At 42.3% G+C, this 14,946-nt stretch carries 13 protein-coding genes; all 13 read right to left on the bottom strand.

The features are described from left to right. Window positions 1–48: 48 nt before the first annotated feature. The gene (locus tag G631_RS0108060; RefSeq protein ID WP_026489019.1) at window positions 49–456 is read right to left on the bottom strand and encodes a hypothetical protein; all 408 of its coding nucleotides are present in this window, start codon (window positions 454–456) and stop codon (window positions 49–51) included. Between the two features lie 30 nt (window positions 457–486). Further along, window positions 487–1,323 (bottom strand): flagellar hook-basal body protein, encoded by an 837-nt coding sequence (locus tag G631_RS0108055; protein WP_026489018.1) that lies wholly within the window; start codon window positions 1,321–1,323, stop codon window positions 487–489. Window positions 1,324–1,438: 115 nt separating this feature from the next. Continuing rightward, the gene (locus G631_RS0108050; protein WP_026489017.1) at window positions 1,439–2,269 is read right to left on the bottom strand and encodes a flagellar hook-basal body protein; all 831 of its coding nucleotides are present in this window, start codon (window positions 2,267–2,269) and stop codon (window positions 1,439–1,441) included. 90 nt (window positions 2,270–2,359) lie between these two features. After that, window positions 2,360–3,352 (bottom strand): rod shape-determining protein, encoded by a 993-nt coding sequence (locus G631_RS0108045; RefSeq protein ID WP_013281982.1) that lies wholly within the window; start codon window positions 3,350–3,352, stop codon window positions 2,360–2,362. Between the two features lie 190 nt (window positions 3,353–3,542). Further along, window positions 3,543–6,419: an excinuclease ABC subunit UvrA gene (uvrA, locus tag G631_RS0108040; RefSeq protein WP_051197052.1), complete on the bottom strand. Its 2,877-nt coding sequence runs from the start codon at window positions 6,417–6,419 to the stop codon at window positions 3,543–3,545. A gap of 49 nt (window positions 6,420–6,468) precedes the next feature. Next, window positions 6,469–8,460: an excinuclease ABC subunit UvrB gene (uvrB, locus tag G631_RS0108035; RefSeq protein WP_026489015.1), complete on the bottom strand. Its 1,992-nt coding sequence runs from the start codon at window positions 8,458–8,460 to the stop codon at window positions 6,469–6,471. Window positions 8,461–8,537: 77 nt separating this feature from the next. After that, a complete protein-coding gene (locus G631_RS0108030; protein WP_026489014.1) occupies window positions 8,538–8,783 on the bottom strand; it encodes a hypothetical protein in 246 nt (81 codons plus the stop codon). Further along, window positions 8,780–9,826 (bottom strand): serine/threonine protein kinase, encoded by a 1,047-nt coding sequence (locus G631_RS0108025; protein ID WP_026489013.1) that lies wholly within the window; start codon window positions 9,824–9,826, stop codon window positions 8,780–8,782. Before G631_RS0108025 ends, G631_RS0108030 begins: the two co-directional genes overlap by 4 nt. Window positions 9,827–9,832: 6 nt before the next feature. Further along, a complete protein-coding gene (locus G631_RS0108020) occupies window positions 9,833–10,615 on the bottom strand; it encodes a PP2C family protein-serine/threonine phosphatase (protein ID WP_026489012.1) in 783 nt (260 codons plus the stop codon). 137 nt (window positions 10,616–10,752) lie between these two features. After that, entirely contained in the window at window positions 10,753–12,069 is a 1,317-nt protein-coding gene (locus G631_RS0108015) for a S41 family peptidase (protein ID WP_242829080.1), read from the bottom strand. Window positions 12,070–12,088: 19 nt separating this feature from the next. After that, window positions 12,089–13,291 (bottom strand): murein hydrolase activator EnvC family protein, encoded by a 1,203-nt coding sequence (locus tag G631_RS0108010; RefSeq protein ID WP_242829079.1) that lies wholly within the window; start codon window positions 13,289–13,291, stop codon window positions 12,089–12,091. A gap of 21 nt (window positions 13,292–13,312) precedes the next feature. Beyond that, window positions 13,313–14,209, bottom strand: a complete 897-nt coding sequence (gene ftsX / locus G631_RS0108005) for a permease-like cell division protein FtsX (RefSeq protein WP_026489009.1) — start codon at window positions 14,207–14,209, stop codon at window positions 13,313–13,315. After that, window positions 14,199–14,939 carry a cell division ATP-binding protein FtsE gene (gene ftsE, locus G631_RS0108000; RefSeq protein WP_051197022.1) on the bottom strand — a complete coding sequence of 247 codons (741 nt, stop codon included), beginning with the start codon at window positions 14,937–14,939 and terminating at the stop codon, window positions 14,199–14,201. Before ftsE ends, ftsX begins: the two co-directional genes overlap by 11 nt. Between the last annotated feature and the right edge of the window lie 7 nt (window positions 14,940–14,946).

The following is a 14,946-nucleotide window of genomic DNA, read 5'->3' as shown; positions in this document are numbered from 1 at the left end:
CTTAATCTTTCTTAAGAATTATGCGCTAATAAGTTCAAATGAATCTGTTTACTCGTTTGACTCAGTTTCCACCTGGCCTGGAGCCTGTGGTATGTCGTAATTTCGTTTAAGATTTTCATACAACATCTGGGCAAATCCGTTACTTTGCTTCTCTACAGCTGTTGCAGTAATATCCTGAAGAGTCTGTCCTTTAAAGTAATCAACCAGCGTCTCGTTAGATTTATCACCACTTTCTGGTTTAAGTGCATCTACAGACTTTTGCATTTCTTTAAACATCTGCTCAAGGAAATATGCTTCAAAGCTCTTGCAGGCTGCCCACAGTTCATCATCAGAAGATTTGTCCGAAACATTTTCAAGTTTCTTCTGAAGTGCAATAGTGGCAGCATTCTTGCTTTCGTTTGCTGCAAATTCAGTTATGGCCGTAGCATTAAGTCCAGTGATATCCAATCCTGCCATGTTTATCCCCCGTTGGCCTATTGCCATCTATTATCTCTTCAAGCTGTTAGCTGTCTGCATCATCTCATCTGTTGTCTGTATTGCTGTAGAATTCATCTCATAAGCTCTCTGTGCAACAATAAGATTAACCATTTCCGTTGCTACATTCACATTTGATCCCTCAAGGTAACCTTGAACAATCTCACTTGGCTTAATACCATTTCCAGCAGCTGTGCTCTCTTTTATCACAGCACCACTTGCAGCAGTTTCTTTCCAGGCTGCACTTCCAACTCTTTCAAGGCCTTCCCTGTTAGGGAACTGGTACATTTCAATCTGGAAATTCTGTATCTGCTGTGGAACACCATCTTCATCAGGATAATAAATCTTGCCATCACCGCCAATTGTTATACGGCTAGCCACAAGGTTTCCTGTAACTCTTATCTCCTGATCATCTATTCCAAGGACTTTATTACCTTCTGCTGTTGTAAGGACAAGGTCTGTGCCGCCAGTCTCTGCTAATGCCCAGGTAAAGTTACCATTTCTTGTATAGAGCTGTGTTGTTCCATCTGTATCAAGATAACCAAAGAAACCATCACCGCTGATAGCCATGGCTGCCGGATTATCACTATTTAAAAAAGATCCCTGTCTAAAAAACTGGTTTATTGTAGAAGTACGGACACCAAGTCCCACTTGAGAAGTTGTTGGCTTCGGATCTCCGTTAGCTGTAGTTGTAACGGTCTGAAGCTCCTGATATAGAAGGGATTTAAATTGTGCTCCCTGTGCCTTGTAACCTGTCGTATTGACGTTTGCAAGGTTATTAGAAATTGTATCTACATTTGTCTGCTGTGCATTCATACCTGTCGCAGCGGACCATAAGCTTCTTACCATAAGCCACCTCCGATCGAGATAAAAAGTATTCTTACCGTCCTCCGTGACTGGTAATCTCTGCTCTTTCTTTATATCGGTTCGTTCCCTATGATATATTATTAAAACTTTCTAAATTTTATCCAAGTCGTCCAAGCTGGTTAGCTGCAATATCCAAGGTACCATCAATTGTAGTTATCATTCTCTGGTTCGTATCATAATTACGCTGAACAGCAATCATTGTAACCATCTCATCTACAACAGATACATTAGACTGTTCCAAAAAACCCGGATAAATTGTGTAGGTTGCATCAACTGTAGCAGCGCCATCTATTGGAATAAAGAAGTTCTCTCCATAGTGTTCCAAGTTGTCATAGCTTATTCTTCCATCAGGATAAACAGTCTTCTCAAAGTCAAAGACTCCGACTCTAGCCACTACTTCACCATCCTGAACAATCTCACCAAGAACATTGATCTGCGTTGAAAGGTTAGGATCAAGCTGGATCCTTCCGCCCTCTGCTGACAAAACATAATCTCCGTCTTGTGTTACAAGAATACCTTCACTGTTAAGAGTAAAGTTACCGTCCCTAGTGTACATTGTATTTGTAACACCGGCTGTATCTCTTTCAATATTAGCAGCCTTATTCGTGTATTCTACACCAAAAAAGCCATATCCACCGATAGCGAGGTCGAAGGTATTATTAGTTTCCCTCATTGGCCCCTCTGTCCAGTCGACATAGCCTTCTCCAATTTTTACACCAGGATTAATGATGCCCAGTCCACGTGCAGTGTTAGGGGCATCAGTATAATCCTTTATTTTCAGCGCAAGTTGATCGCTAAAAGCCTGAGCAGTTGCGCCTTCTTTTTTATAACCATTTGTGTTGGCATTCGCAAGATTGTTGGTGAGCACATCCATTCTGTGTTGCTCGTTGATCATACCGGTGTAAGCAGTGTATAGACCCTTTACCATACAATTTCCTCATACCATCCTGGTCTTATCATTAGACGTTCTATCCGTGAACGACAATTGCTGCAATGCAGCCATTTTAGTTACAACAGATCAGTCCTCGTGATATCCAACAATGAATTCTACATAACGGCCTGTTCCTATGGCAACTGCTGTCATAGGATCCTCAGCGGTCATAGTGTTGATACCAGTCTTGGAATAGATAAGATCCTCAAGTCCACGAAGAAGTGCTCCACCACCTGTAAGAACAATTCCTCTATCTGCGATATCTGCTGCAAGCTCTGGAGGAGTGTTCTCAAGTACGCTGTGGATAGCCTCAATAATCTGTGATGTAGGCTCTCTAAGCGCTTCCTCTGTCTCTTCAGATGATACTCTTACTGTCTTAGGAAGACCTGTTACAAGGTTTCTTCCTCTGACATCCATGTAATCATCCTCAGCACGTGGATAAGCTGATCCAATCTTGATCTTAATATCTTCAGCAGTACGATCACCAATCAAAAGATTATGCTTCTTTCTCATGTAACGTACGATAGCTTCATCGAAATCATCACCAGCAACCTTAACAGATGTGCTGACAACTGTTCCACCAAGGGAAATTACTGCGATATCAGATGTACCACCACCTATATCAACAATCATGTTTCCACATGGCTTTGTAATATCAATACCAGCTCCGATAGCAGCTGCAATAGGCTCCTCGATAGTCTTAACATCTCTGGCACCGCAAAGTCTTGTTGCATCCTCAACGGCCTTCTTCTCTACCTCAGTAGCTCCACTTGGTACACATACTGCTATAAAAGGCTTACGATGTATTCTGCGTCCAATAGCCTTCTTGATGAAATATCTCATCATCTGCTCTGTAATCTTGTAGTTAGAGATAACGCCCTGACGAAGTGGTCTGACAGCGACAATGTTGCCTGGTGTACGGCCAAGCATAAGTCTGGCATCCTCACCAATAGCCTTGATCTCTTCTGTATCTCTGTCATAAGCCACAACTGATGGCTCTTTAAGTACAACACCCTTGCCTCTAATATAAACAAGTACAGAGGCTGTTCCTAAATCAATTCCAATATCTGCGTACTGCATATTTCCTAAGTACCCCTTTCAAATGTAAAGCAAAACACTACAGTTCTGCCAATTAGCTCATAATATCACTACGATTATAAACCAATTTTATCGCCTTGAAAAGAGGGCCTTCCATCCTAATGTTATATCGGCTGATATCAGCGCAAACTTTAGGGGGACATGCGTACATGTCCCCCTAAAACTCAAATACTCACTTTAACATTTTCTTTATATATGCACCTGTATAGGATTTCTTGCACTTTGCAACCTCCTCTGGAGTTCCCTGCACTACAACAGTTCCTCCTCCAGATCCTCCTTCAGGTCCCATATCGATGATATAATCACCTGTTTTTATTACATCCAGGTTGTGCTCGATCACAACCACTGTATTGCCCTGCTCTACAAGCTTGTGCATTATCTTAACCAATTTCTGCACGTCCGCAAAGTGAAGTCCTGTAGTAGGCTCATCCAGAATATAAACCGTCTTACCAGTTCCAACTTTGCTAAGCTCTGTAGCCAGTTTGATACGTTGTGCTTCACCACCGGAAAGTTCTGTACTAGGCTGTCCAAGCTTTATATATCCAAGTCCTACATCATAAAGAGTCTGGATCTTACGCTTTATTGTCTTGACGTTTTCAAAGAATCCCAGCGCCTCCTCAACGGTCATATCAAGTACATCGTAGATGCTCTTTCCCTTGTACTTCACTTCCAAAGTTTCGTGATTATATCTCTTTCCGCCGCATACCTCACATGAAACATAGACATCAGGAAGGAAATGCATCTCTATCTTGATTATTCCATCACCGCTGCAAGCTTCACAACGTCCGCCCTTAACATTAAATGAAAATCTTCCCTTCTTATACCCTCTTGCCTTGGCATCCGGAGTACCTGCAAAAAGATCTCTGATCATATCAAATACACCCGTATAGGTAGCTGGATTTGATCTTGGGGTACGTCCGATTGGAGACTGATCAATAGCAATAACCTTATCAACCTGCTCAAGTCCCTCTATTGCCTTGTGCTTACCAGGTATTACTCTTGCCCTGTTAAGCTCTTTTGCAAGGCTCTTATAAAGAATCTCATTAACAAGTGAACTTTTTCCTGATCCGGAAACGCCAGTAACAATAGTCATAACGCCAAGCGGAATCTCCACATCAATATTCTTGAGGTTATTCTCCTGAGCTCCTATCACTTTGATAAAACCTGTGGGTGTGCGCCTCACGTCAGGGACTTCAATCTTAAGCTTTCCAGAAAGATACTGACCAGTTATGGATTCCTTGACTTCCATGATCTCTTCTGCTGTTCCGCAGGCAACAATCTTGCCTCCGTGTGATCCTGCTCCAGGGCCAACATCTACAATGTAATCTGCGGCCCTCATAGTATCTTCGTCATGCTCAACCACTATCAGCGTATTACCAAGGTCTCTAAGGTTCTTTAGAGTATTAAGCAGCTTATCATTATCCCTCTGATGAAGGCCTATACTAGGTTCATCCAGTATGTAACATACTCCGCAAAGTCCTGAGCCAATCTGTGTCGCAAGTCTTATTCTCTGAGCCTCGCCGCCTGAAAGAGTACCTGTCGCTCTTGAAAGAGACAGATAGTTAAGCCCCACATCTATAAGAAAGCCTACTCTTGCTCTTATCTCTTTGAGTACCTGAGCTCCAATCAGCATCTGCTGCTCAGAAAGTTTCAGATTCTCAAGATAGTCATGAAGCTCCCCAATCGACATAGAGGTGATCTCAAAAATGTTCTTGTCATCAATAGTTACCGCAAGAGATTCCTTTTTAAGTCTCTGACCGCCGCATAGTGGACAAGGGGTGATTCTCATGAATTCCTCGTATTCCGCCTTCATGTTCTCAGAGAAAGTCTCTTTGTATCTCTGTTCCACATTCTTTATCAGTCCATCAAAAAGAACCGGATAATCCCCGACTCCTCTGCTGCCTTCATAGTGCACCATGACCGTCTTGTCTGCTCCATAAACAAGCATATGCCTTACCTTTTCAGGAAGGTCCTTGTAAGGCGTATCAAGGCTGAACTTATAAGCTTTGGCAAGAGCCTTTAAGGTAGCGTTACTAAAGCTTCCCTCCTTGTTGGATGACTGCCATCCCATAACAACAATACAACCGTCATTTAAGGAAAGGGATTTATCCGGAATCATAAGATCCTCATCAAATTCCATCTTGTAGCCAAGTCCAAAGCAGTCAGGACATGCTCCGAATGGGTTGTTAAAAGAAAAGCTTCTAGGCTCAATTTCCGGGATGCTGATTCCGCAATCAGGGCAGGCAAAATTCTGACTAAAGCTAAGCTCTTTGCCATCCACAACATCCACCAGAAGAAGACCATCAGCCAAAGCAAGTGCGCTTTCCACAGAATCTGTAAGTCGTCTTCTAAGGTTCTCATTATCTTCATGAACTACGATTCTATCTACAATGATTTCGATAGAATGCTTGATGTTCTTATCAAGCTTTATCTCTTCCTCAGATATTTCATACTGGCTTCCATCGATCCTGGCTCTTACATAGCCAGCTCTTTTAGCTCTGTCGAGTGTCTTGGCATGTTCACCCTTCTTACCCCTTACAACTGGAGCCAGGATTTGGATCTTGGTATTCTCCCCAAGCGCCATGATCTGGTCACACATCTCATCCACAGTCTGTCTTCTGATCTCACGACCACAGTTAGGGCAGTGAGGAATACCAATCCTGGCATACAGAAGCCTGAAATGATCGTAGATTTCTGTAACAGTTCCTACTGTAGACCTTGGGTTTTTATTAGTGGACTTCTGGTCGATAGAAATAGTTGGCGAAAGTCCTTCTATCCTCTCAACATTTGGCTTGTCCATCTGTCCTAAAAACATTCTGGCATAGGAAGACAAAGACTCCATATAACGTCTTTGTCCCTCTGCAAAAATAGTGTCAAAGGCAAGTGATGATTTACCTGAGCCTGAAAGTCCGGTAAATACTGTGAGTGTCTCTCTTGGAATCTTGACACTTACATTCTTTAAGTTATGTTCATTGGCACCGCGGACTCTTATATAATCATGAATATCAGAGGGTAATATCCTCTTGGTCGTGGTGTTCTTCTTGGTCATATTTCTGTTATCTGTACTCATATTTCACTCCTGATCAGTAAGTGGTCTGTCACTTACCTTCCGTTAGATCATTAAGTATCTTCTTAAGCTCAATCATCTGATCACGCAGAGTAGCCGCAGTCTCGAAATCAAGCTCTGTAGCAGCCCTCTTCATCTTCTTCTGAACATCACCAATAAGTTTCTCAAGTTCTGCCTGATCCATAGACTCTGGATCCTTCTCAAAGCGTACTTCTTCCTTGGCAACTGCCTTGGTAACCGCGATAAGATCACGGACTGCCTTCTTGATAGTCTGAGGTGTTATGCCATGCTCCTTATTATATTTCTCCTGAATTGCACGACGTCTCTTAGTCTCGTCAATAGCCTTCTGCATTGAATCAGTTATGTTATCAGCATACATGATGACTCTTCCCTCAGAGTTTCTGGCTGCACGTCCTATAGTCTGTATCAAGGATGTTTCTGAACGAAGGAAGCCTTCCTTGTCCGCGTCAATGATAGCCACCAGAGAAATCTCAGGAATATCAAGGCCCTCTCTAAGAAGGTTGATACCAACAAGTACATCGAACACATCAAGTCGCATATCCCTGATGATTTCTGACCTCTCCAGAGTATCAATATCTGAATGAAGGTATTTTACTCTGATCCCTGACTCTGCAAGGTATTCAGTAAGGTCCTCTGCCATGCGCTTGGTAAGCGTAGTAACAAGCACCTTGTTCTTCTTGTCCACTTCTGTCCTGATCTCACCTATAAGATCATCTATCTGTCCCTCAACAGGGCGTACAGAAATCTCAGGATCAAGAAGTCCTGTGGGCCTTATAACCTGCTCTGCTCTCAACAGTTCATGTTCTTCCTCGTACTTACCAGGTGTAGCCGAGCAAAATAGCATCTGATCTATATGGGATTCAAACTCCTCAAAGTTAAGGGGTCTGTTATCCAATGCAGATGGAAGCCTGAATCCATAATCTACAAGAGTAAGCTTCCTACTCCTGTCTCCGTGGTACATGGCTCCAACCTGCGGAATAGTCATATGTGACTCATCAACTATGATCAAAAAATCTCTATCAAAGAAGTCCAATAGAGTAAGTGGTGGTTCCCCAGGCTTCATAAAATTGAGATGCCTTGAGTAATTCTCGATTCCAGAGCAAAATCCCGTTTCCCTCATCATCTCAACATCAAAGTTTGTTCTCTCAGATATTCTCTGGGCCTCAATAAGCCTGTCCTCGCCCTTGAAAAACTTTATCTGTTCCTCAAGCTCCTTCTCTATATTGTCACAGGCCATATTTATCTTCTCCTGTGGGACAACATAATGGGAAGCTGGATATATCATCACATGGGTAAGTTCGCTCCTGACCTTGGCTGTAACTGGTTCTATCTGACAGATTCTGTCTATCTCATCTCCAAAAAACTCTACTCTTATAAGATAGTCATCCGCGTTGGCAGGGAAAATCTCCACTGTATCGCCTCGAACTCTGAAATTACACCTGTTAAGATCCAGATCATTTCTGTCGTACTGAATTGCCACCAGATCCTTGATAAGATCATCTCTGTCCTTCTGCATTCCTGGTCTCAATGAAATAGACATACCCTTGAATTCCTCCGGGCTGCCCAGTCCATAAATGCATGAAACACTGGCTACAACTATGACATCCTTCCTCTCTGCAAGTGATGCCGTAGCGGAGAGTCTCAACTTGTCTATCTCATCATTTATGGCCGAATCCTTGGCTATATAAGTATCAGTCTGGGGAACATAAGCTTCTGGCTGATAGTAATCATAGTAAGAGACAAAATACTCTACGGCATTCTCCGGGAAGAATTCCTTCATCTCACCATAAAGCTGTCCAGCCAGAGTCTTGTTATGGCTTATTATGAGCGTAGGCTTGTTAAGTGCAGCTATTACATTAGCCATAGTAAAGGTCTTACCTGAACCTGTAACGCCAAGCAGGGTTTCAAACTGGTTACCCTGTTTGAAACCCTCCACCAACTCTTTTATTGCCTGAGGCTGATCGCCTGTAGGCTTAAATTCACTGTGTAATTTGAACTCCATATCGATTCAGTTCCTCTCTGGAGCAAGTATAACATTTTATACAATCAAAGTCCACTATTTTCAGAACATTTGTTCTTCTATATGCTGAGATTCAATGAATCGTAGGTATATACAAGATCCTGCTCTATAACAAAATCCTCTTCCGCAAATTCCTGGCTATAATCTGTACTCTCAAGAAGCTGGGTCGTACACATAGCTGCCGTAGCCTTGCCTTCCTTTGCCTTAACGGGCTCCTCTGCATCATCCCCCAAAAGGCTTCCAACTCCCAGTATCACCACCAGAGCAAAAAGAACTATCACAAACGTATATACAAAGATTATCATTTTTTCTTTAAAACCTCGCTATCTAATATGTTTTCCACCTGGCCCTCTATCCAGATTCTGGCGGTAAAAAGTCTTTCTCTGACTGCAGGAAGCCTAACTGCCATATCATTGGCAGCTGCCTCTCTTACAGCCTCTCCTTTTATAAGACAGCCTGAAATTACAAGCGACATCATAACTGCCGCTACCACAACCTTGATCCCACTTTTGGCCTTTCTTAGCCTGACCTTCTTTGGATATTCCAAAAGAGCTTTCTCAATCTCTTTAACTGACCTAAATCTATCCTCTCTGTCCGGCCTTGTGCACTTTTTGATTATCCCTAGAAATTCTGGAGAAACGCCCTTTATGCCCTTCTTTAAAAAAGATGTAACTTCCTCCTGGTCACCAACATTTGCTCCTGATACCAACTGCAGAAGTGTCATTCCCAGGCAGTAAATATCAGTCCTCGGATCAGTCTGTCCAAGATTTCCAAACTGCTCAGGCGCTGCAAATCCTAATGTTCCAAGATTCAGAGTATCTGACTTTTCAAAAGCCTCATAAAATCTTGCTGCCCCAAAATCAATGAGGCACACGTGGCCATCAAGTTTTCTGACTATATTGGCAGGCTTGAGATCTCTGTAGATAACTGGCTGTCTTCTACCGTGCAAATACCTGAGTATCTCCGCAATTTCGCATCCCACTCTGGCAGCCTCTTTTTCCGTTAGCACACCCTCCGTAAAAAGAACTTTTTCAAGACTTATACCTGGTATAAATTCAAGCACTATGCCTTCAGAGCTTCTCTGGTACAACTTAGGAATTCCTTCGTGGTCTAGCCCTTCAAGGATTCTAGCCTCGTTGTCCAGGTTTTTCTTCTCTGCAAGAAGCTTTCTCATGGCTTTAGCACTCTTTTCACCAGCATCTGCATTTTCATATTTACCTGCTTCCCATAGATTTCCACTCTTACACATCTTCACAGTGACTTTTCTTCCTGTAGAAACCTCTTTTCCCAGAAAGACTCTACTGTTTCCACCGCTTCCAAGAGGCTCTAATAGCTTAATCTTGTCCATAATACCTCACATTTCCAGGCACATGGCCGCTACCGAAATATTATCCTCTTCGTTTCTTGAAATAGCCAGATTCGCCAATTTCTTGCATTGATCCAACATATCTGCATCAGTTATGCACATCTGAGGGCAAAGCTTTGTCCTCATGTCTTCTGCTGAAAGAGTCCGCCAAAATCCATCACTGCAGGCGATAATAGTAGTATTTCCTTCTATTGTTCCTCTTTTTACTTCTGGAACAGGGGCATGACTCGTTCCTATGCACTGTAGTAGAACACTCTTTTCCTGATCATTTATAGCCTGGCTCTCTGTGATCATTCCCTTATCTATTTTGTCCTGCACCAGACTCTGATCCCTTGTGAGCCGCACTACTTCTCTATTCTTAATTGCATAAAGTCTTGAATCTCCTACGTTTACTGACATATATCTATTTCCAATCTGCAAAAGAGCCGTAAGGGTGGTTCCAAGCTGCAGGCCTCTATGCTTGCCGTACCTTCGCAGGTCCCCGTTTATTCTGCTGATCATTCTGACAAAAGAGCTTTCTATGGCATCCCATAATTCACTTTCAGACATATTCTGCATAAGGCTCAACTCCTCATGAAACCAAGACTCCAAGGTCCTTATTGCCTTGCAGCTTGCTACCTCGCCTCTAGAAAGTCCGCCCATACCATCACATACTGCCACAAAAGATATTCTTCCATGGTTTCTGGTATTTGCTACCTTCACAAGCGCAGAATCCTGATTAATGTTCCTGGTCTGACCAACGTCAGTATAAATACATGCTTTTACTTTCATAAAATCCCTTTCCTTACTACAAACAACAATCAAATCCTAAGTGGAATAAGTGCTCGATACGAGCTGTTGAATAAAAAGAAAAAACTGTGTCTTTTTAGATAAAAAAGACACAGTCATGAATAATACTATTTATGAAATTATTTGTCAAGCATCTCCTGCATAACCTCTAGAGCCTTGTCAAGCTGAGTATCTGTCTTGTCTGCAGCATAAGCTTCAGGATCATATTCGACCTCTATATCAGGTGCAATTCCAACGCCATGGATATTGACGCCGTTTGGTGTAAAGTAGCTGCTGACAGTAAGTTTAACTGCGGTTCCATCTCTAAGGTCAAATATCCTCTGGACAATTCCCTTGCCATAGGTTGTCTTACCTACAAGAGTTCCTTTCTCATAATCCTTGATAGCCCCAGCAAGAATCTCGCTTGCACTTGCTGAATATTGGTTAACCAGTACAACTACAGGAATATCAATCTCGTTTTCTCCATCGCAGTTGTAATCCTCTCTGTTACCATCTCTGTCCTCGGTGTACACTATTACGCCCTCGGGAAGAAGCTGCCTTGCTATATCGCAGACAGTAGAAAGGTTTCCGCCCGGATTGGATCTAAGGTCAATAATCAGGCCTTCTATATTCTGGGCGCGAAGCTCAGCCATTCCCTCTATAAACTGTTCAGTAGTAACTTCGTCAAACTCTGTTATCTTAAGATAACCAATGTTATCTTCATAAACCTGTGTGCTTACTGTAGGAACCTCTATCTGTGCTCTTTCTACATCAACTTCAACATTTTCTGTTTCACCTGATCTTACAAGAGTGAGATGTACTGTAGTTCCAGCTTCTCCCTTGATCATCCCAACAACTTCTTCAAGTGAAAGGCCTTCAGTAGAAACCTTGTCAACCTGATAAATTATGTCGTCCACACAAAGCTGTGCTTCCTCAGCAGGGCTTCCAGGCATAACCCCTGAAATTCTGGCCATTTTAAGAGTATTATCAAAGCTAACGTAGGCACCTATTCCAAAGTAAATACCTTTGGTGCTGTTCATTATCTCATTGAGTTCTTCCTCAGTGTAATAAACCGAGTAAGGATCTCCAAGGGAATCCATAAGTCCCTTGTACATTCCATTTATCTCATCCTGCTTGTCCACATCAGTTTTGTAATAGTAAGTATCTATAACACTCTCAAGAGCCTTTATCTTACTTGCCACAGACTCATCCAGGATCTCACTATTTTCAAATCCAAGACTTGCGGCGTAATTGGCCCTTGTATAATACAAAAGATAAAACGCAAGAGAAGATACCACCAGAACTGCCACCAAAAATCCTACCAGTATTCCAGCTATAAATCTTCCTGCAAGCTTTCTGTCTTTAACATTTTCTTGCCTTACAGGATTTTCCTTAGTAAGTATCTCATCAACGGACATGGCCTCTGGCCTTGTCTCATTTAAATCTTTATTGTCCACTTGAATATACCTCAAATAATTATTTTAAATAGTTCCACGGGCTGACATAAGCACCATTAAGTCTTACACCAAAGTGAAGATGATTACCTGTTGATCTGCCTGTAGTACCAACTGCTCCAATCTTGGTTCCAGCAGTTACATCCTGTCCCTTTGAAACATAAAGAGCTGAACAGTGCATATAAACTGTGTAAAGACCTGCGCCATGGCTTATCATTATATAGTTACCCATGGAGCCTTCGTAGGCCGCAGCTACTACTGTTCCATTATATGCTGCAAGGATAGGAGTTCCTCCCGGTGCAGCAAGGTCTATACCATTATGCATCTTCTCAATTCCAAGAGTAGGATGCATTCTCATTCCATAGTCATCTGAAATCCTGGTATATCCCGGGCATGGCCAGGTGAACATTCCGCCATCGTAGGTATACCTGCTGTATAGAGCAGCTTTGTCTGCCGCAACCTCTTTTTCCAGAGCTGCTATTGCTGCATTCTCAGCCTTGATCTCAGCCTCATATTCCTTGATGGCAGCCTCTTTATCTGTAATATTAGCCTGTACAGTAGTAAGTTCTGAGCTCTTTTGCTGCAGAAGGGTCTCAAGATTAGCCTGCTCCGACTCTTTCGTTGCCTTAGTTTCATCCAGAGTTTTCTTTTCCTCTTCAAGAGCCTGCTTGGTCACAGAGATCAGTTGCGTAGTAGCCTTATATTCCTCGAGCTTTTGCCTGTCGTAGGCTGACAACATCTCAATATAATCCGCCTTATTCAGCATCTCCGCAAAGCTTCCAGATTTCATCAAAAGCTCCATGTACATCGTATCTCCACGTTCATACATGAACTTGATACGCTTCTTCATGGCCTCATACTGATTCTTCTGAACCTCTTCCGCTGCAGCCAGTTCAGCCGTTGTCGTTTGGATCTGCGCTTCCTTGGCAGTTATCTGCTCATTAAGATTATCGATATTACTCTGAACCTCAGTTAATGAGGCATCTATCTTGGTAATATAGCTATTCAGATTAGATTTGCTAGTTTCAAGCTCCTTCTTGACCTTCTCAAGATCCGTCTTGGCATTTTTCAAGGAATCCCTTTCCTTTTTCGCGTTGGAAATCTGATTTTCCTTTTCCTTGATGCTCTCCTCCGTGACCTCAGCGTGAACAATTACGTGATTGCTCCCGCACAAGGTCAGTATCATGACCAGGCTCAACAGAGCGTACAGAATTCTCTTTCCCAAAATCCAAACTTCCTTTTCTTCTTACACATGTAAGTGTTTTCTTACTGTTGTAAAGCTTCCAAAGAAGCCGATTCCAATACCTATAGCCAGAGAAATAGGTATAAGCTGTTTGTAGATCACCTCAACCGGTAAAAAGTTAAGCAATGAGCTCAGCATTGTAAACTTAGTAGCTACATAGGTGATTGCTCTTGTATAGACAAAATAAACTATCGTCAAAGGAATCAGAGATCCAATGATTCCAATCAAAATACCCTCAACCACGAATGGTGCTCTTACAAAGAAGTCCGTAGCACCAATATATTTCATAATATTGATCTCATCCTTACGAACTGAGATACCCATTGTAACTGTGTTGCTGATAAGGAAAATAGATACCAGCAGCAGAATGATTATGATGCCTGCAGAAACATAAGCAATCAGTTTGTTAATACCACTAAGAGTATTGGCTGTCACCTCTGAACGATTAACTGATCTGACAACTGTTATAGATTCTGCATAAGTAACCAGCGCTGGCTGCATTGAGACATCGTTTAAGTAAATCTGAAGGTTTGCTGAATCTGCAAGAGGATTCTCAGTAAATCCATCCGCATACTCGCCAAGATACTCTCCCTTAAAGCTCTCCCAAGCCTCGTCAGCAGAAACATATACGATTTCTCTGACCTCTGCTCTCTTCTCAAGGTCACTCTTTACAGCAAGTATCTGATCCTCTGTAGTACCCTCATTAAAGAACACTGTTACAGAAACTCCCTCTTCTGCAGTTTTTACCACATGCTGAAAGTTTGTGATGATGGCATAGAACATTCCAAAAAGGAAAAGACATGCACTGATAGTTGCTACAGAAGCAAGTGTATACCACTTATTTCTTCCAAGATTTTTAAATCCCTGACCAATGGTGTAAAAGAAACTATTAATCCTCATCGATGTACATACCTTCTTCCTCGTCTTCTATGATAACGCCCTTTTTCATGGTGATCACTCGTTTCTTCATGGCATTAACGATTTCTCTGTTATGGGTTACCACAATAACAGTAGTTCCGTTCTCATTGATCTGCTCCATGAGCTTCATGATCTCCCATGAATTGTTAGGATCAAGGTTTCCAGTAGGCTCATCCGCCAAAAGAATTGCCGGCTTGTTGACCAGTGCTCTTGCAAGCGCAACTCTCTGCTGTTCACCACCCGACAACTGGTTTATCTTGTTCTTGTACTTGCCAGCCAGATTAACAGTGGCAAGGATAGAAGGAACATTTCTCTTGATATCTCTTGTAGGTGTCTGTACGATTCTCTGGGCAAAAGCCACATTCTCATAGACATTCCTATCCTTGAGAAGTCTGAAATCCTGGAACACGATTCCAAGATTTCTTCTAAACTTAGGGATCTTGCTGTGCTTGATCCTCCTAAGGTTATAACCTAGAACTGTGATTTCTCCGTCAGTTGGAACCAGTTCTCTTAAAAGGAGCTTGATCAATGTAGACTTACCTGATCCACTGTCTCCCACTATAAAAACAAATTCACCCCTCTTAATATGAAGGGTGACTCCGTTTAATGCAGGCGCACCCGTAGAATAAGATTTAGTCACGTTCTCAAGCGTGATAACCTCATCCTCCGGTATCTGCCTATTTGTTCTTTTTCTTCTATATCCTCTTTCCATAATATTC

This window comes from Butyrivibrio sp. XBB1001, assembly GCF_000424505.1.
Taxonomy (GTDB): Bacteria; Bacillota; Clostridia; order Lachnospirales; family Lachnospiraceae; genus Butyrivibrio.
The sequence above is the reverse complement of the archived record's forward strand: the minus strand, read 5'-3'. Positions and strand labels throughout refer to the sequence as shown.

Coding starts and splice junctions, on each gene's coding strand:
- G631_RS0108060 (WP_026489019.1), bottom strand. CDS start 456: ATGGCAGGATTGGATATCACTGGACTTAATGCTACGGCCATAACTGAA.
- G631_RS0108055 (WP_026489018.1), bottom strand. CDS start 1,323: ATGGTAAGAAGCTTATGGTCCGCTGCGACAGGTATGAATGCACAGCAG.
- G631_RS0108050 (WP_026489017.1), bottom strand. CDS start 2,269: ATGGTAAAGGGTCTATACACTGCTTACACCGGTATGATCAACGAGCAA.
- G631_RS0108045 (WP_013281982.1), bottom strand. CDS start 3,352: ATGCAGTACGCAGATATTGGAATTGATTTAGGAACAGCCTCTGTACTT.
- uvrA (WP_051197052.1), bottom strand. CDS start 6,419: ATGACCAAGAAGAACACCACGACCAAGAGGATATTACCCTCTGATATT.
- uvrB (WP_026489015.1), bottom strand. CDS start 8,460: ATGGAGTTCAAATTACACAGTGAATTTAAGCCTACAGGCGATCAGCCT.
- G631_RS0108030 (WP_026489014.1), bottom strand. CDS start 8,783: ATGATAATCTTTGTATATACGTTTGTGATAGTTCTTTTTGCTCTGGTG.
- G631_RS0108025 (WP_026489013.1), bottom strand. CDS start 9,826: ATGGACAAGATTAAGCTATTAGAGCCTCTTGGAAGCGGTGGAAACAGT.
- G631_RS0108020 (WP_026489012.1), bottom strand. CDS start 10,615: ATGAAAGTAAAAGCATGTATTTATACTGACGTTGGTCAGACCAGGAAC.
- ftsX (WP_026489009.1), bottom strand. CDS start 14,209: ATGAGGATTAATAGTTTCTTTTACACCATTGGTCAGGGATTTAAAAAT.
- ftsE (WP_051197022.1), bottom strand. CDS start 14,939: ATGGAAAGAGGATATAGAAGAAAAAGAACAAATAGGCAGATACCGGAG.